Below are 17,241 nucleotides of genomic sequence, written 5' to 3'. Positions count from 1 at the left end.
CCCTCGAGAAGAGATCAACATGAAGCTCTCCACAGTCGTCTCCGTCTGCACCGCGGCCGTGCTCACCGGCACCGTCTTGGCGGCCGCGCCGGCACAGGCTGCCGGCGCCGAGAACGCCGGTACCTACTACAACGCCACCCCCGGTCGCATCGCTGATTCGCGGTATGGCACCGGCGGCATGCCGAAGGCGCGGCTGGTGACCGGATCATCGGTCTCGATCCCCGTCCTGGGTCGCTCGGGCGTGCCCGCCACCGGGGTGTCGGCCGTCGTCGTCAACCTGACCGCGATCAAGACCTCCACCTCCGGCTGGGTGACGGCGTACGCGTCGCGCACCGCCAAGCCGAATACCTCGAGCCTGAACTTCGGTGCGAACTGGACCGGAGCGACGACGTCCACCGTCGACGTCGGCGCCGACGGACGGATCAAGCTGGACGTCACCGGATCGCTCGACCTGGCTGTCGACATCATCGGCTATTACGGCAGCGCGTCCGGAACCGGTGCCGTCGGTGCGTCTTTCGTCCCGATGGACGGCACGAGGATGGTCGACACCCGCGAGACGGTCGCACTGCGTCCGGGACAGTCGGTGCGGGTGTCCTTGGGCGATTGGGACACGACCGACGGGATGGTGCCGCGCGCCGTCCGTACGAACGTCACCGCCTTGTCGTCCTCGGCGTCCGGTTGGCTGGCGACCTGGAGCGGCGTGGGGGCGGCTCCCGCGACCTCCACTGTCAACGTCGTCAAGGGAGAGGTCTCGCCCAACTCGACGGTCGTCGCGCTGAGCAAGGGCAGCGCCGGAGAATACGGGTTCACCGTCAAGAACACCTCGAACACCACGATGCATGCACTCGTCGACATCGAGGGTCTGTACGTCACGTCGACCGACGGGCCCTTCTCGGTGCGCATCCCCACCGGACCCTCGCGGATCATCGACACCCGGTACGGCGTCGGCGCACCCAAAGCGAAGGTGGCCGCCGGACGAACCATCCGTCAGGCCGCACCGCAGCTGGACTGGATCTTCCCGCTCGGCTTCGAGGGCACCATCACCGGTGCCGCGCCGCTCGGTACGACCTGGCTCACCGCGTGGGGCGGTGACCCGTACCGTCCGACGACGTCCAGCCTCAACCTGGTCAAGGGCGTCAACCGGGCCAACGGGATGACGCTTTCCTACGGCATGCAGACCGAGGACTCCGACCCGGGCTTCGCGATCTACAACGCCGCCGCGGCAACCGACGTCATCGTCGACCGCACCGCGTACTTCGGCCTCACCATCGACCTGCCCGCGTTCGCGGCCAAGCAGAAGGCGGCCGAGCAGGTCGTCGCTCGAGCGGCAGCCCGCCCGACGCGCTGATCGTTCTGCCGCGAAGTGGCTGCCCCGGAGCTGCGGGGCAGCCACTTCTGCATGATCATGTTGACTCACGTCAAGATGCCCGCGTGGAGTGAGTCGTTGACTCATCTGAATTTGCCCGCTTGGTGGGGTGGATTTTCTTGCGGCTGAGGTAGGTCGCGTTGCGCTTGGGTCGTTGTTCGACTTTGCCTCTGCGGCGGGCGAGTTCGATGAGACTGGCTTGGATCGCGTGGATCTGACGGCGTAGTTCGGCGGGGTTGATCTGGGTGGCTCGTGTGCTCAGCTCAGCGGCGTCTTGATCGGTGAGGTACTGCGGGTGGTCCCGGGTCAGGCGGTGCAGCGGGGTCGCGGCGGTGTCGTAGGTTTTGGTGACCTTGGCGCCGTTGCGAGACTTGCTGCGCAGCTTTTGTTGGGGCAGGTAGAGGTTGTCGAGTGCTGCTTGCAGGGGCCACAGTTGGTTGAGCAGGTCGAGCTCGTGGCGGGTGTCGTACCGGTAGTAACCGACCGCGCGGCGGACGCTGGACCAGTTCTTCTGCTCGACGTAGGCCTGGTCGTTGCTGTGGTGGGCCCGGCCGCGGGTCAGGGTGATACGTCGCGCGTCGCACCACTTCGCGAGGTGGTGGTTGATGAACTCGCCCCCGTTGTCGGAGTGGATTCCGTTGATGCCGAACGGGAATCGCAGGATCAGGTCGGTCAGGCCGGCGGCGACGATTCGTTCGCCTTTGGAGCGGACACTGATCGCTTCGGTCCAACCGGTCGCGATGTCGGTGGCGTCCAGGGTGTAGTGGAAGGCTCCATTGTTGTCGCCGCCTTCGTGTGCGACCAGGTCGATCTGGAGGAAGCCGGGGACGGTTTCGTTCCATTCGTGCCAGGTCTTCATCGGGATGCTGGCCTTGAGGAGGCTGCCGGGTTTGGTCATCGACCGGCCCTTGGTCGCGATCAGGCCGGTGCGGTGTGGTTTGAGGCGGCGGTGGGCCCTACCCCCGGATCTTGGACACGGGGTGTGATTACGCAGCAGGTCGCAGCGTAGCGGTGTAGCCGGTCTCGAAGGCGACCGGCGAGGTGTAGCGACACCACGAGTGGCGTCGCTTGGTGTTGTAGCGGACGAGCCATCTGAAGACCTGCCGACGGCAGGTCAGCTCGTCACTCCAGCAGGCGGCGTCTTGGAGGACTTCACGCTTCATCGTGGCGTTGAACGACTCTGCGAGGGCGTTGTCCGCGCTGGATCCGACGGCGCCCATGGACTGGGTCACGCCGAGCTTGCGGCAGAGCTTGGCGTAGGCCTTCGAGCAGTAGACCGACCCGTGGTCGCTGTGGAACACAGCGCCCTTGAGGCTGCCCCGGGTCGCGGCGGCGGCCTTGAGGGCGTCCTCGACGAGTTCGGTGCGCATGTGGTCGGCGATGGCCCACCCGGCCAGCCGACGGGAGTAGCAGTCGATCACGGTCGCCAAGTACAGGTTCGTCCCGTCGGCCAGCGGCAGGTAGGTGATGTCGCCGACATAGCGCTCGTTGGGGCGCTCGGCGGTGAAGTCACGCTGGAGCAGGTCGGGGTACTTCTGCCCCGACGGCTCGGGGATCGTGGTGCGGACCCGGCGCTTCTTCATGTAGCCGCGGATGCCCTCAAAGCGCATCACCCTCGCGACACGCTTGTGGTTGACCCGCTCACCGGCAGCCGCGCTGTCACCGAGTTGAGCGTTGAGCTCGGCGGTGATCCGCGGCGCGCCCTGAGTGTTGTCCTCGGCATGGACCGCTCTGATCCGCTCAGCCAGCGCTGCGTCGTCAGCTGCTCTGGCTTCGCGGGCCGGCGCGGCCTTGAGCCAGGCGTAGTAGGACGAGCGCTCGATCTCGACGAGCTCGCACAGTCGCTTCACCTCGAAGGTGGCGGAGTTGTCGGCGACGAACTGGAAGCGACTCACCAGCGCGTCTCCCCGGCGAAATACTTGGCCGCCCGCTGCAGGATCTCCCGCTCGGTCGTGAGCTTGGTGGTCTCCGCTCGCAACGCCGCGTTCTCGGCCTCGAGCCGGGCGATCCTCTGCTCCGGCGTCTCGTCCGTCGGTGCCGACGAGCTCGCGGCGGACGTCTTGGCTTGCAGCGGGCTGGAGGTCAACGTCCCGTCAGCGGCGGTCTTCTTGCCGGTCCCGTAGACCTCGAGCCAACCCCGCAGCGTGCCACGCACGATGCCGAGGTCCTCGGCGATGCCGCGGACCGTGGCGCCCGGGGTGGACTCGTACAAGTCGACGGCCTGACGACGGAACTCCTCGGAGTAGTTCTTCCTGGCCATGATTCTCGGATCATCTCGCTTCCCCAGCACCAGGTGCTGGATTCAGCGTGTCCAAGAACCGGGGTCAGGCCCCGGTCGATCGTGGCGGGTGACATTCGTAGCAGCGCGGCCAACGTGTCAGGGGTGCAGTGCAGTTCGCCGTGGGCGATCAGCGCGGTGGTCAGGTCGGGCAGCGCAGGGTGCAGTCGCTTCCCGGTGGGGCCGTCCAGGACCACCCAGCAGGTCACCAGGGCATCGATCACGGCAGGGTCGTAGCGGTAGACCGGATCACGCTGTGCTCGGGGACGATTCGGGTCATGACCGGCGACCGCGCGGCGGAGCATCTTGCGGGCGTGGTCCCTGTGCCACCCGTTGACCGCGACCAGATGGTCCAGGATCGCTGTCTTCTCCGCCTTCGTCGCCTTCGGCCACGCCTTCACCTGCGAGACCAGGACCGCCTTGCGCTGACCCACCGTGAGCTCCATCCATCGAGGCTGCACCCCACGCGGGCATTCTGGGATGAGTCAATGACTCCACCCACGCGGGCATTTAGCGTGAGTCAACGCGATGATTTGGACGCATTCGGTGTGCCCGGTAGTCTTGACGCTCGTGCGTGGGCTCTGCCCTGCCTTCGGTATCGGCCCCAGGTCGCGCCGGGTTCATCAGGCCCACCACACGCTCTCGCCGGGCAGTCGCCTGCTCGCATCATTGCAGTGCGAAAGTGCGGGGGAGAGCGCCGCTTCGACACTCCCGACCTCGGGTTGTGGCGGGCGGTCAATCCAAGGAGTTCGGCCGGCGTCCGTCATGGGCGCGATCGAGCAGACAAGACTACGAATCAGTACGGAGAACAGGTTGCCTACTATCAACCAGCTCGTCCGTAAGGGTCGGCAGGACAAGACCACCAAGGTCACCACGCCGGCACCTAAGGGCAGCCCCCAGCGACGCGGTGTTTGCACCCGCGTCTACACCACCACCCCGAAGAAGCCGAACTCGGCGCTGCGCAAGGTCGCTCGTGTGAAGCTGACCTCCGGCATCGAGGTCACCGCGTACATCCCGGGTGTGGGCCACAACCTGCAGGAGCACTCGATCGTGCTCGTGCGCGGCGGCCGTGTGAAGGACCTTCCCGGTGTCCGCTACAAGATCATCCGCGGCGCCCTCGACACGCAGGGCGTGAAGGGCCGCAACCAGGCTCGTTCCCGTTACGGCGCGAAGAAGGAGAAGAAGTAATGCCTCGTAAGGGCCCTGCTCCGAAGCGCCCCCTCGTCGTCGACCCGGTCTACGGTTCGCCGGTCGTCACCCAGCTGGTCAACAAGATCCTGCTGGACGGCAAGAAGTCCATCGCCGAGCGCATCGTCTACGGCGCGCTCGAGGGCTGCCGTGAGAAGACCGGCACCGACCCGGTCGTCACGCTGAAGCGTGCGCTCGACAACATCAAGCCGAGCCTGGAGGTGAAGTCCCGCCGCGTCGGTGGTGCCACCTACCAGGTTCCGGTCGAGGTCAAGCCGGGCCGCGCCACCACGCTGTCCATGCGTTGGTTGGTCGGCTACAGCCGTCAGCGTCGCGAGAAGACGATGACCGAGCGCCTCATGAACGAGATCCTGGACGCGTCCAACGGTCTCGGTGCCGCCGTCAAGCGTCGTGAAGACACGCACAAGATGGCCGAGTCGAACCGCGCGTTCGCTCACTACCGCTGGTAATCCCCGTCGGTGCGTGGGGCAGCTAGCCGTCTCACGCACCAGGGGTGCACCTGATGCACCACCCGCCGGGTCCGCCCGGCACCCCAGAACTCATCTCCTAACTCGGGATACCGAGAGAACGAGGCAGACACCGTGGCACAGGACGTGCTGACCGACCTGAAGAAGGTCCGCAACATCGGCATCATGGCGCACATCGACGCCGGTAAGACCACGACGACCGAGCGGATCCTGTTCTACACCGGCGTCAACCACAAGATCGGTGAGACCCACGACGGTGCGTCGACCACCGACTGGATGGAGCAGGAGAAGGAGCGTGGCATCACGATCACCTCCGCTGCTGTGACCTCTTTCTGGGAGGGCACCCAGATCAACATCATCGACACCCCGGGTCACGTCGACTTCACCGTCGAGGTGGAGCGTTCGCTGCGCGTCCTGGACGGCGCCGTCGCCGTGTTCGACGGCAAGGAGGGCGTCGAGCCCCAGTCCGAGACCGTCTGGCGCCAGGCCGACAAGTACGACGTCCCGCGCGTCTGCTTCGTCAACAAGATGGACAAGATGGGTGCCGACTTCTACTTCACCGTGCAGACGGTCATCGACCGCCTCGGCGCGGAGCCGCTCGTGCTCCAGCTGCCGATCGGTTCGGAGTCCGACTTCATCGGTGTCGTCGACCTGCTCTACATGCGTGCACTCGTGTGGCCGGGCGACGCCAAGGGTGACGTCACCATGGGCGCGAAGTACGAGGTCCAGGAGATCCCGGCCGACATGCAGGCGAAGGCGGAGGAGTACCGCAACCGCATCGTCGAGCGCGTCGCCGAGGCTGACGACGACCTGATGGAGAAGTACCTCGGTGGCGAGGAACTCACCATCGACGAGCTCAAGGCCGGCATCCGTAAGCTGACCGTCAACTCCGAGGTCTACCCGATCCTGTGTGGCTCGGCCTTCAAGAACCGCGGTGTGCAGCCGATGCTGGACGCCGTCGTCGACTACCTGCCGTCGCCGCTCGACGTGCCGCCGATGATCGGCCACAAGCCGGGCGACGAGGACACCGAGATCACCCGCGAGCCGTCCAAGGACGCTCCGTTCTCGGCCCTGGCGTTCAAGGTCGCCGCGCACCCGTTCTTCGGCTCGCTCACCTTCATCCGTGTGTACTCCGGACGCATCGCCGCCGGCTCCGCTGTGGTCAACACGACCAAGGGCAAGAAGGAGCGCGTCGGCAAGCTGTTCCAGATGCACGCCAACAAGGAGAACCCGGTCGACGAGGCCGTGGCGGGTCACATCTACGCCGCCATCGGTCTGAAGGACACCACCACCGGTGACACGCTGTCCGACCCCAGCGAGCAGATCGTTCTGGAGTCGATGACGTTCCCGGAGCCGGTCATCCACGTGGCCATCGAGCCCAAGACCAAGGGTGACCAGGAGAAGCTCGGCACCGCCATCCAGCGCCTCGCGCAGGAGGACCCGACCTTCTCCGTCCACCTCGACGAGGAGACCGGCCAGACCGTCATCGGCGGTATGGGTGAGCTCCACCTCGACATCCTGGTCGACCGCATGAAGCGGGAGTTCAAGGTCGAGGCCAACGTCGGTGCGCCGCAGGTCGCCTACCGCGAGACCATCCGCCGGTCGGTCGAGAAGTTCGACTACACGCACAAGAAGCAGACCGGTGGTTCGGGTCAGTTCGCGAAGGTGCAGATCTCGATCGCGCCGCTCGACACCGCCGAGGGCGAGCTGTACGAGTTCGACAACGCCGTCACCGGTGGCCGCGTCCCGCGCGAGTACATCCCGTCGGTCGACCACGGTATCCAGGACGCGATGCAGCTCGGCATCCTCGCCGGCTACCCGGTCGTGGGTGTCAAGGCCACGCTGGTCGACGGTGCCTACCACGACGTCGACTCCTCGGAGATGGCGTTCAAGATCGCCGGTTCGATGGCATTCAAGGAAGCCGCCCGCAAGGCGGACCCCTGCTTGCTCGAGCCGATGATGGCCGTCGAAGTGCGTACGCCCGAGGACTACATGGGCGACGTCATCGGCGACCTCAACAGCCGCCGTGGCCAGATCCAGGCCATGGAGGACGTCAGTGGTGCGAAGGTCGTTCGCGCCGTCGTGCCGCTGTCCGAGATGTTCGGGTATGTGGGTGACCTGCGAAGCAAGACCCAGGGTCGCGCCAACTACACGATGCAGTTCGACTCCTACGCCGAGGTTCCCCGGAACGTCGCGGAAGAGATCATCAAGAAGGTCCGGGGCGAGTGATAAGGGATTTGTCCCTTCATCGGTTGACCCGCTAGTTTCCACCAGAATCAAGTAATCACCGACGCCGCCCCGGCGTCAGCAATCAAGTCCTTAGGAGGACCCGCAGTGGCTAAGGCCAAGTTCGAGCGGACCAAGCCGCACGTCAACATCGGCACCATCGGTCACATCGACCACGGTAAGACGACGCTGACGGCTGCCATCTCGAAGGTGCTGCACGACAAGTACCCGGACGTCAACCCGGCGTTCGCGTTCGACGAGATCGACAAGGCTCCCGAAGAGAAGCAGCGCGGTATCACGATCTCCATCGCGCACATCGAGTACCAGACCGAAAAGCGTCACTACGCGCACGTCGACTGCCCGGGTCACGCTGACTACGTCAAGAACATGATCACCGGTGCGGCCCAGATGGACGGCGCGATCCTCGTGGTCGCCGCCACCGACGGCCCGATGCCGCAGACCAAGGAGCACGTCCTCCTGGCTCGCCAGGTCGGCGTTCCCTACATCGTTGTCGCCCTGAACAAGGCCGACATGGTGGACGACGAGGAAATCCTCGAGCTCGTCGAGATGGAGGTCCGCGAACTGCTGTCCTCCTACGAGTTCCCGGGCGACGACCTGCCGGTCGTCAAGGTCTCGGCTCTGAAGGCGCTCGAGGGCGACGAGGAGTGGGGCAAGACCGTTCTGGAGCTCATGGACGCCGTCGACGAGGCGATCCCGGAGCCGGAGCGCGACACCGACAAGCCGTTCCTGATGCCCGTCGAGGACGTCTTCACGATCACTGGTCGTGGAACCGTCGTCACCGGTCGTATCGAGCGCGGTGTGCTGAACGTCAACGAGGAGGTCGAGATCGTCGGCCTTCGTGAGGGTGCTGCGGTCAAGACCACGGTCACCTCGATCGAGATGTTCAACAAGATGCTGGACAGCGGCCAGGCCGGCGACAACGCCGCCCTCCTGCTGCGCGGTATCAAGCGCGAGGACGTCGAGCGCGGCCAGGTCATCGCCAAGCCGGGCACGACCACCCCGCACACCAACTTCGAGGCGTCGGTCTACATCCTGTCCAAGGACGAGGGTGGCCGTCACACGCCGTTCTACGACAACTACCGTCCCCAGTTCTACTTCCGTACCACGGACGTGACCGGTGTCGTGAAGTTGCCGGAGGGCACGGAAATGGTGATGCCGGGCGACAACACCGAAATGTCGGTCGAGCTCATCGCTCCGATCGCCATGGACGAGGGTCTTCGCTTCGCGATCCGTGAGGGTGGCCGCACCGTCGGTGCAGGCCGCGTCACCAAGATCACCAAGTGATCCTCGCCCGCAAGGGCACAGCTTGAACCGAAGCCCCTCAGCCGTTCGCGGCTGAGGGGCTTCGTCATGCCCGCACACGAAAGCGCGACAGTCGCTCGTTACGCCGCAGTACACGTCCGTACTCGGGCGTAAGGCGCGACCATCGTTCGTTGGTGCGGGCTCAGCTCGCGAAGTGCCGGCGCCAACCGACGTGGTCCACGGACGTCGGGTGACCGCGCCGGTTCAGCGCATCGGCCACGCGACTCACGGCGTCCGCCGGCTGGCGATGGATGTCGCGACTGGTGAGGACGATGAAGATCCATCCGTCGGCCTCGAGTTCCTCGCGCCGCCGGATGTCGCTGCGCCACTGGCCCTCACGCTCGATGTGATGGCGTCCGTCGTACTCGATCGCGATCTTGAACTCCGGGTACGCCAGGTCGATGCGCCGACGGACGTGGCCCGTGTCGTCCCGGATCGGGTGGTTGACGAGCGGCTCGGGAAGTCCGGCACTCACGAGCAGCAGCCGCGTCCTGCTTTCGTACGGCGACTCGACCCCGGCACGGACGAGGCTCGCCACCGCCCGCGCGGACGACGCACGCGGGCGATGGTCGAAGCTGGTTTCGGCGAGTTGCTCGATCGTCATCGCCCCGGCGTGCACGAGCGAGTCACCCAGGACGAGCAGGTCGACGAATGGCAGCTCGGTGGACAGGTCGGCGAATGTCTGTGCTCCGGTGGTGACGACGATCCCGCCTCGCTCGGTCAGCGTCGGTGGCTTGCGATACCAGTGCAGTTGCACGTCGTCCCGTTTCGAACTTCGTCGTTCGACGGAACCGAGATGAACAACACTGCTTCGCGGCACGACGGCGCCGAGCAGAACGGCTGCGGTCTGCCGACAGGCGAACTCCGCGGCCGGCAGTTTGCGGAGCAACGCGGCCACGATCTGAGTCTCGGACGGTGCGGCGTCGGCGCGGCAGTACAGACCACGCGACAACGCCCGGTACCGGCGGCCGCGCAGTTGCCGCCCCTCGATCCCGGCGGCCAATGCTTCCTTGCGGGTGAACACCTGGTGCATGCGGCAGACCTTGGCACGGACATGACGGTCGCTTCGGAGTTCTCCACACCGTCCACCACCAAAGCGCGACGGTCGTGCGTTACGCCGTAGTACGTGTCCGTACTCGGGCGTAAAGCGCGACCGTCGCGACTTGGATTGCCGATCAGCTACCGACGTAGCACTTGGTCGGCTTGAAGTTGTCGACGGCCATCAGGAACTTCACCTCGTAATCGTTCCAGCCGTCCGTGCGCAACTGCTTGGTCGGCGAGGTGGCTGCCTGGACAACGCCCTGGTCGTCGGAGCAGATGGCGGTCATCGAGGTGTTGCCGCCCTTGCCGTCGGTCTTGTACCGGCCCGAGACGATGGCGGTCTTGGTCGCCGGGTCCTGGGCGACCTTCATGTTCGGGTCCACCTCGGTGACGGTCGCGTAGCTGTTCTCGGCGTTCCTGGTGATCTTCAGACGCACCTTCTTGGCCGACGCCGGCAACTCGCCGCTCGCGCGGGTCACCTTGATGACGTTGGTGCCCTTGTTGACCGAGATGCTGTCCTTCACGGTGCCGACCTCGTTGCCGGACGCGTCCAGCAGCACGTACTCGATGTCGACCAGGCCGCGGCCCGAGGAGTCGACGTGCAGCACGGAGTAGAAGTCGCCGCGGTCGCCGCCGGCGGTGCGGTAGCCACCCAGCTTGACGATCTCGGCCTTGGTCAGCGGACCGGACGGGATGGCGCTCACGCTGGCGTCCAGTGCGGACTTGTCGTTCTTGTCCTCACGCTCGGACGTCGGCTTCTCCTCGCCGGCCTGCTCGGAGCCACCCTGCGAGGTCTCCGACGCCGACTCCGACGTCGTGCTCGAAGAGTCGGACGAGTTCTGCGACTCGGGGGTCGAGGACGCCGAGGACGTCGAGGACGCCGTGCTGGTGGCGGTCGGTGCGTCTTTGCTGTTGCACGCGGTCAGGCCGAGTGCGGTGGTCAGTGCGATTGCGGACAGTGCGACGCGCTTTGTGGTGCGCATGACGAATCCCCCTCAAGGATCAGCTGTATTGGTGTGAACCGTGGTTGCGACGGCGGCACCCGGCAGCGGGTTCCAAGACGATCGCGCCGACCGGGACATCGGCACCGTCGATCGTCATCTCACCGCGCGAGCCCGTGCACGGCAGGGTCGGGCGGGCTGGAAGAATGGGCGACCGTCTGGTTACCTCAATCCGGGAGCTGCTGTGGCCCTTGTCGACCTGTCCGCCGAAGAACTCGCCGCCTTCATGACGGCGCAGAAGTCCGCGTACGACGAACTGAAGTCGCGCGGTCTGAAGCTGGACGTCACCCGTGGCAAACCGTCCGCCCAGCAGCTCGATCTGTCGAACGAACTGCTGAAGCTGCCGACCGGCTACGTGGCCGCCGATGGCACCGACACCCGTAACTACGGCGGACTGCACGGCCTCACAGAGCTTCGCGAGATCTTCGCCGAACTGCTCGGTGTGAGCGTGGATCAGCTTGTGGCGCAGGGTAATTCCAGCCTCACGCTGATGCAGCAGGTGCTGGTCGACTGCTTGTTGCACGGCGCCGTCGACAGCGAGCGCCCGTGGAGCGGCGAGGACAAGATCAAGTTCATCTGCCCGGTGCCCGGCTACGACCGCCACTTCTCGTTGCTGAACTCCTTCGGCATCGAGATGGTCACCGTCCCGATGAACGCCGACGGCCCGGACGCCGACAAGATCGCCGCGCTGGTCAAGGACGACGCGTCCATCAAGGGCATGTGGGTCGTGCCGACGTACGCCAACCCGACCGGCGACACCGTCAGCCAGGAGGTCGCCGCGAAGCTGCTCGCGATGCCGACCGCCGCCCCTGACTTCAAGATCTTCTGGGACAACGCCTACGCGCTGCACCACCTCACGGACGTGGAGACCAAGTCGGTCGACGTGTTGTCGCTCGCCGCGTCGTCCGGCAACCCGAAGCGTCCGATCCTGTTCGCCTCAACCAGCAAGATCACCTTTGCCGGCGCGGGCGTCGCGTTCCTGGCCGCGTCCACCGAGAACATCGGCTGGTTCCTCAAGCACGTGGGTATGAGTTCGATCGGCCCCGACAAGGTGAACCACCTTCGGCACGCGCAGTTCTTCAAGGACGCCGACGGGGTTCGCGGGCACATGCGCAAGCACGCCGAGATCATCGCGCCGAAGTTCGAGGCGGTCGAGCGCATCCTCACCGAACGCCTCGCCGAGCACGACATCGCCGAGTGGACCAAGCCGATCGGTGGCTACTTCGTCAGCCTCGACGTGCTGCCCGGCACCGCGTCCCGTGTGGTGCAGCTGGCCAAAGAAGCGGGCATCGCCCTGACCCCCGCCGGCTCCAGCTTCCCGCTCGGCACCGACCCCGACGACGAGAACATCCGCCTGGCCCCGACCATGCCCCCGTTGGAAGAGGTCGAGGTCGCGATGGACGGCGTGGCCACCTGCGTCCTGCTCGCGGCGGGGGAGTACCTCTCCAAGAACTGAGCTACCCCCAGCACGCTGGACGAGCATGGGCGAGCGCCGCGTTCGGGACCCGGTGACGGTCGCCTACTCAGGCGATACGAAACCGCCCGAAACCGACACCACCACGAAAGCAGCGCGTCCGAAATGTCGGGACATTCTGACGATCCGACCCGGTAGGAAATACCACAAAGGGTGTGGGACAGTGTGTCTTGTGAGTGACCAAGGCCACGTGGAGCCGACGCCGGCGTTCTTCCTCGCCGGTGGTACCGGAATCTCCGCCGAGACCCTCGGCAACATGATTCTTCGGCAGTTCCCCAACGTCACGTTCGTGCGGCAGAAGATCCCGTTCATCACCTCCGTCGAAGCGGCCGGCGAGGTCGTGCAGATGCTGGACGCGGCCAAGACCGACACCGTCACTCCGTTGGTGTTCTCCACTGTCGCCGACGAGCAGATCCGCTCGAACTCATGCGCACCCAGTGCGCGTTCATCGACCTGTTCGGCTCACAGCTGGACGAGGTCGAGAAGGTGCTGCACGCCGAGGCCGCGCACAAGGGTGGCTCGGCACATGCCGTCCGCGACCAGGCCCGGTACGACTCGCGCATGAAAGCGGTCGAGTACGCCATCGAGCACGACGACGGCGCCAGCTTCCGGGCGATCGAGAAGGCCGAGGTCATCCTGTTGGCACCGTCGCGGTGCGGCAAGACGCCCACCACGATGTACCTCGCCCTCCAGCACAGCGTCTTCGTGGCGAACTACCCGCTGGTCGACGAAGACCTCGAGTCAGCCAAGCTGCCGCGTCCGATCGCGCCGTACGCCGACAAGTGCTTCGGGCTGATCTCGACGGCGGCCCGCCTGTCCGCGGTGCGCAACGAGCGACGTCCGGGCAGCAAGTACGCCTCCCAGGCCCAGTGCCTGTTCGAACTGCGTCGTGCGGAAGCGATGTTCCGCGCGCACAAGATCCCGTTCATCAACTCCTCGACGATGTCGATCGAGGAGATGGCGGCCGTGATCATGCAGACCCTCAAACTCAATCGCGTTCACTGACGACCGTTTACACGGCCCTTCCGGAAGGACCTGCAATGAGCAGCAACATCGAGTGGTACGAGAACCTCGGCATGCACGATGTCGAGTTGGTCGGCGGCAAGAACGCCTCCCTCGGTGAGATGGTGCAGCACCTGTCCAAGGCGGGCGTGCGCGTCCCGAGCGGTTTCGCCACGACGGCGGACGCCTACCGCCGCTTCCTGATCGAGTCGGGTCTGGCCGAGCGCATCGACGGGATGCTGAAGACGCTCGACGTCGACGACGTTCGTGAACTCGCCCGCGTCGGCAACGAGATCCGCACCGCGGTCGAGCAGCAGCCGTTCCCGACCGACCTCGAGGCCGAGATCCGTGAGGCCTACGAGAAGCTCGCCGGCGAGCACGGGGACGAGGTCAGCTGGGCGGTGCGTTCGAGCGCGACGGCCGAGGACCTTCCGGACGCGTCCTTCGCCGGGCAGCAGGAAACCTTCCTCAACATCCACGGCATCGACAACATCCTGCACGCGATCAAGCTGGTCTTCGCCTCGCTCTACAACGACCGCGCGATCGCCTACCGCGTCCACAACAACTTCGAGCACTCGGTCGTCGCGCTGTCGGCCGGCATCCAGAAGATGGTGCGCTCCGACATCGGTTCGTCCGGTGTCATGTTCACGATCGACACCGAGTCCGGCTTCAAGGACACCGTGTTCATCACGTCGTCCTACGGTCTGGGCGAGGCCGTCGTCCAGGGCGCCGTGAACCCCGACGAGTTCTACGTCTACAAGCCGGCGCTTGCGGCCGGCAAGCCCGCGATCCTCAAGCGCGGCGTCGGCGGCAAGGCGATCAAGATGGTCTACACCGAAGACAAGTCGGTCGGCCGAACGATCGAGACCGTCGATGTCGACCCGGCCGACCAGGCTCGCTTCAGCATCACCGACGCGGACGTCGAGGAGCTCGCCCGTCACGCGGTGAAGATCGAGGAGCACTACGGCCGCCCGATGGACATCGAGTGGGTCAAGGACGGACTCGACGGCCTGATCTACGTCGTCCAGGCCCGTCCCGAGACGGTGAAGTCGCGCGAATCCGGTTCGCAACTGGAACGATTCACAATGAAGTCGCGCGGCGACGTGCTGATCGAGGGCCGCGCGATCGGTCAGAAGATCGGTGCCGGCGCCGTCCGCAGCCTGAAGTCGATCGACGACATGGCGCAGTTCCAGGCCGGCGAGGTGCTGGTCGCCGACATGACCGACCCCGACTGGGAGCCGATCATGAAGAAGGCGAGCGCGATCGTCACCAACCGTGGTGGACGCACCTGTCACGCCGCGATCATCGCGCGTGAGCTCGGCATCCCGGCGGTCGTCGGCACCGGCGACGCGACCCGCAACCTTCCGGACGGCGCCGAGGTCACGGTGTCGTGCGCCGAGGGTGACACCGGTTTCGTCTACGAGGGCATGGTCGACTTCGAGGTCACCACGACTGCTCTGGACGAGATGCCGGAGCTGCCGGTTAAGGTCATGATGAACGTCGGCACGCCCGACCAGGCGTTCGAATTCTCCCGCCTGCCGAACAAGGGCATCGGCCTGGCGCGGTTGGAGTTCATCATCAACCGCCAGATCGGCATCCACCCCAAGGCGCTGCTCGAACTCGACCAACAGGACCCTGAGCTGAAGGCGGCCATCGAGGAGCAGATCGCGGCGTACGACAGCCCGCGCGAGTTTTTCGTCAAGCGTGTTGCCGAGGGTGTGTCGATGCTGGCGGCGGCGTTCGCGCCTGAGCCGGTCATCGTCCGGATGTCCGACTTCAAGTCGAACGAGTACGCCAACCTGCTCGGTGGTGAGGCGTACGAGCCGCACGAGGAGAACCCGATGATCGGTTACCGCGGTGCGTCGCGGTACCTGTCGAAGGATTTTGCCGACTGCTTCGCGATGGAGTGCGAGGCGCTGCGGTTCGTCCGCGAAGACATGGGCCTGACGAACGTGAAGATCATGATTCCGTTCGTGCGCACCATCGCCGAGGCGAAGGGCGTCATCGAGCTGCTGGGCCAGCATGGTCTGAGGCGCGGCGAGAACGACCTGCAGGTCGTGATGATGTGCGAGGTGCCCTCGAACGCGGTCATCGCAGACCAGTTCCTGGAGCACTTCGACGGGTTCTCGATCGGCTCGAACGACATGACCCAGCTGACTCTCGGCCTCGACCGTGACTCCTCGCTGGTGGCGGGTTCGTTCGACGAGCGCGACGACGCGGTCAAGGCGATGCTGTCGATGGCGATCAAGGCCTGCCGTGAGCAGGGCAAGTACGTCGGCATCTGCGGCCAGGGTCCGTCCGACCACCCCGACCTCGCCGAGTGGCTGCTCGACCAGGGCATCGAGTCGATGTCGTTGAACCCCGACACCGTCGTCGAGACCTGGTTGCGTCTGGCCAAGCACGTCAAGGCCTGATAACCGACGCCGGAGCCGGCGTGGTCGGGTGCTCGTGGTCAAGTCCGGCGTATTGAGCACCTCAGACGTCGGAGATCGTGGTGTGTGACAGCTTGCGGCCGGCGATGAGCACACCGCCGATCAAGCACAACACGGCGGCGATCAGCCCGAACCACACCGGCGGGTGCACCTTCTGGCCCACCTCGGCGACGGAGTGCAGGACGCTGGTGCCCCAGGCGCGAGCCGAGAGCCAGGCCGCCGGCGAGATCAGCGAGGTCAGGCTCGCTTCCCAGACCAGCCAGTACACCAGGCATCCGACGACGCTGCGGTTCAGCAAGGTCGCGAGCGTGGTGAAGATCCCGGCATACGCGACGGACGCGGTCACGCCGCCGAGCAGCGCGCCGAGCCAGAGGTCGTCCTGCACGCCGACCATGATCAGCGCGGCGATCATCATCGGTACCGCCGCGAACACCAGTGTGCACAGCAACACCACGAACGCCTTCGTCGCGATGATCGACAGCCGCGACACCGGTTTGGTCAGCAGGTAGATGATCGAACCGTCATCGAACTCGGAGTTGATCAACGTCGTGGTCGCCATGAGCGCGACGACGGGCACGACGATGCCGATGCCGAACGTCCGCACGAGCACCAGGGGAGCATCGCCGGGAGACAGGGTGTCACCGTCGGCGACCCGGATCAGCGTGGCAAGCAGCAACAACAACGCCGGGATGAGGAACAGCAGGATGGCGCGGGCCCGCCCGAACAACGAGCGGACGGCCAGGCGCAGGATCGGAATGTTCATCGGCCCACCAGGTAACTGAAGACGCTTTCCAGCGATTCGTCGGTCGGGATCAGTTCGAAGAGTCGGACCTCGGCATCACGGGCGAGCTTCGCGACCACCGTCGCGAAGCGTCCGAAGTCGTCGGCTTCGACCTCGAGGTACTTCTCGCCATTGACCCGGACGCCGCGCACGGTGTCTTCGCGCATCAGCAAGGTCGCAAGTAATCGGTTGTCGCTGCTACGGATTCGGTACTGGTTCGGACGATCGGTCATCAACCGTCGAATGGCCGCGAAGTCTCCGGACGCCGCGTGCCGTCCGGAGACCACTACCTCCACCTGGCGCGCCAATTGCTCGACCTCCTCCAGGATGTGCGAGGAGAAGACGATCGTGCGCCCTTGTGCCGCATACGAATTCAGCAGACTCATCATCGAGCGCCGCTGGATCGGATCCATGCCGTTGAACGGTTCGTCGAGCAGCAGCACCGCGGGATCGTGGACCAGCGCCGCGGCCACCTTGATGCGTTGGCGCATGCCCTTGCTGTAGGTCGAGATCTTGCGATCGGCCGCGTCGGCCAGAGCGACCAACCCCACCGCGTGCTTGGTCGCGGCCTCTGCTTGGGGGAGTCGGTGCAGGTCGGCGTTCAGCCGCACTGAACTGCTCGCCGGTGAGGAAGTCGTACA

14 protein-coding genes and 1 pseudogene are annotated in these 17,241 nt (G+C 65.6%); 9 read left to right on the top strand and 6 right to left on the bottom strand.

The features are described from left to right. Positions 1-19 precede the first annotated feature (19 nt). Positions 20-1,348, top strand: a complete 1,329-nt coding sequence (locus MF407_RS11380; protein ID WP_239702334.1) for a hypothetical protein — start codon at positions 20-22, stop codon at positions 1,346-1,348. 70 nt (positions 1,349-1,418) lie between these two features. Here MF407_RS11380 and MF407_RS11375 read toward each other — a convergent pair whose 3' ends face one another. Together MF407_RS11375 and MF407_RS11370 are read right to left on the bottom strand one after the other, a co-directional pair. Further along, entirely contained in the window at positions 1,419-2,264 is an 846-nt protein-coding gene (locus MF407_RS11375) for a transposase family protein (RefSeq protein WP_239702333.1), read from the bottom strand. Between the two features lie 88 nt (positions 2,265-2,352). Next, positions 2,353-3,626, bottom strand: a protein-coding gene (locus tag MF407_RS11370) for an IS3 family transposase (protein ID WP_129627795.1) whose coding sequence is annotated in 2 segments (ribosomal slippage) — positions 2,353-3,272 and positions 3,272-3,626 — 1,275 coding nt in all. Because the reading frame shifts where the segments join, the coding sequence is not laid out codon by codon here. Positions 3,627-4,457: 831 nt separating this feature from the next. On the opposite strand from MF407_RS11370, the gene rpsL reads away from it, so the two are divergent. The 4 genes from rpsL (at position 4,458) to tuf (ending at position 8,851) form a co-directional block, all read left to right on the top strand. Further along, positions 4,458-4,832 (top strand): 30S ribosomal protein S12, encoded by a 375-nt coding sequence (gene rpsL / locus MF407_RS11365; protein ID WP_239702332.1) that lies wholly within the window; start codon positions 4,458-4,460, stop codon positions 4,830-4,832. Next, the gene (gene rpsG / locus MF407_RS11360) at positions 4,832-5,302 is read left to right on the top strand and encodes a 30S ribosomal protein S7 (RefSeq protein ID WP_129626038.1); all 471 of its coding nucleotides are present in this window, start codon (positions 4,832-4,834) and stop codon (positions 5,300-5,302) included. Before rpsL ends, rpsG begins: the two co-directional genes overlap by 1 nt. A gap of 132 nt (positions 5,303-5,434) precedes the next feature. Beyond that, on the top strand, positions 5,435-7,549 hold the full coding sequence (fusA, locus tag MF407_RS11355) for an elongation factor G (RefSeq protein WP_239702331.1): 2,115 nt from the start codon (positions 5,435-5,437) through the stop codon (positions 7,547-7,549). Positions 7,550-7,654: 105 nt separating this feature from the next. Continuing rightward, on the top strand, positions 7,655-8,851 hold the full coding sequence (gene tuf, locus MF407_RS11350) for an elongation factor Tu (protein WP_129626042.1): 1,197 nt from the start codon (positions 7,655-7,657) through the stop codon (positions 8,849-8,851). A gap of 160 nt (positions 8,852-9,011) precedes the next feature. Here the strand turns inward: tuf and MF407_RS11345 are convergent, their stop codons facing one another. Both MF407_RS11345 and MF407_RS11340 read right to left on the bottom strand, forming a co-directional pair. Continuing rightward, positions 9,012-9,902, bottom strand: coding sequence for a hypothetical protein (locus MF407_RS11345; RefSeq protein ID WP_239702330.1), 891 nt, complete (start codon positions 9,900-9,902; stop codon positions 9,012-9,014). 142 nt (positions 9,903-10,044) lie between these two features. Next, on the bottom strand, positions 10,045-10,893 hold the full coding sequence (locus MF407_RS11340; protein WP_239702329.1) for a hypothetical protein: 849 nt from the start codon (positions 10,891-10,893) through the stop codon (positions 10,045-10,047). 202 nt (positions 10,894-11,095) lie between these two features. Here MF407_RS11340 and MF407_RS11335 point away from each other — a divergent pair, with 202 nt between their 5' ends. The 4 genes and pseudogenes from MF407_RS11335 (at position 11,096) to ppsA (ending at position 15,801) form a co-directional block, all read left to right on the top strand. After that, complete coding sequence (locus MF407_RS11335; RefSeq protein ID WP_345770860.1) at positions 11,096-12,367, top strand: aminotransferase class I/II-fold pyridoxal phosphate-dependent enzyme; 1,272 nt, start codon at positions 11,096-11,098, stop codon at positions 12,365-12,367. A 25-nt stretch (positions 12,368-12,392) separates the two neighbouring features. Beyond that, positions 12,393-12,746, top strand: a pseudogene (locus tag MF407_RS15915) (hypothetical protein); the annotation flags it as partial. Between the two features lie 65 nt (positions 12,747-12,811). After that, positions 12,812-13,390 (top strand): kinase/pyrophosphorylase, encoded by a 579-nt coding sequence (locus MF407_RS11330; protein WP_345770859.1) that lies wholly within the window; start codon positions 12,812-12,814, stop codon positions 13,388-13,390. A 35-nt stretch (positions 13,391-13,425) separates the two neighbouring features. Beyond that, positions 13,426-15,801, top strand: a complete 2,376-nt coding sequence (gene ppsA / locus MF407_RS11325) for a phosphoenolpyruvate synthase (protein ID WP_239702328.1) — start codon at positions 13,426-13,428, stop codon at positions 15,799-15,801. A gap of 61 nt (positions 15,802-15,862) precedes the next feature. Here the strand turns inward: ppsA and MF407_RS11320 are convergent, their stop codons facing one another. Together MF407_RS11320 and MF407_RS11315 are read right to left on the bottom strand one after the other, a co-directional pair. Then, the gene (locus tag MF407_RS11320) at positions 15,863-16,582 is read right to left on the bottom strand and encodes an ABC transporter permease subunit (RefSeq protein ID WP_129626052.1); all 720 of its coding nucleotides are present in this window, start codon (positions 16,580-16,582) and stop codon (positions 15,863-15,865) included. Continuing rightward, positions 16,579-17,211: an ATP-binding cassette domain-containing protein gene (locus MF407_RS11315; RefSeq protein ID WP_345770858.1), complete on the bottom strand. Its 633-nt coding sequence runs from the start codon at positions 17,209-17,211 to the stop codon at positions 16,579-16,581. Before MF407_RS11315 ends, MF407_RS11320 begins: the two co-directional genes overlap by 4 nt. Between the last annotated feature and the right edge of the window lie 30 nt (positions 17,212-17,241).

The organism is Yimella sp. NH-Cas1 (assembly GCF_022359705.1).
GTDB lineage: Bacteria > Actinomycetota > Actinomycetes > Actinomycetales > Dermatophilaceae > Yimella > Yimella lutea.
Note: the sequence above shows the minus strand (reverse complement) of the source record. Positions and strands in the feature narration are given on the sequence as shown.

Excerpts from the sequence above, each read along its gene's own strand:
- MF407_RS11380 (WP_239702334.1), top strand. The coding sequence starts at position 20 with ATGAAGCTCTCCACAGTCGTCTCCGTCTGCACCGCGGCCGTGCTCACC.
- MF407_RS11320 (WP_129626052.1), bottom strand. The coding sequence starts at position 16,582 with ATGAACATTCCGATCCTGCGCCTGGCCGTCCGCTCGTTGTTCGGGCGG.
- MF407_RS11375 (WP_239702333.1), bottom strand. The coding sequence starts at position 2,264 with ATGACCAAACCCGGCAGCCTCCTCAAGGCCAGCATCCCGATGAAGACC.
- rpsG (WP_129626038.1), top strand. The coding sequence starts at position 4,832 with ATGCCTCGTAAGGGCCCTGCTCCGAAGCGCCCCCTCGTCGTCGACCCG.
- ppsA (WP_239702328.1), top strand. The coding sequence starts at position 13,426 with ATGAGCAGCAACATCGAGTGGTACGAGAACCTCGGCATGCACGATGTC.
- MF407_RS11340 (WP_239702329.1), bottom strand. The coding sequence starts at position 10,893 with ATGCGCACCACAAAGCGCGTCGCACTGTCCGCAATCGCACTGACCACC.
- MF407_RS11330 (WP_345770859.1), top strand. The coding sequence starts at position 12,812 with ATGCGCACCCAGTGCGCGTTCATCGACCTGTTCGGCTCACAGCTGGAC.
- MF407_RS11345 (WP_239702330.1), bottom strand. The coding sequence starts at position 9,902 with ATGCACCAGGTGTTCACCCGCAAGGAAGCATTGGCCGCCGGGATCGAG.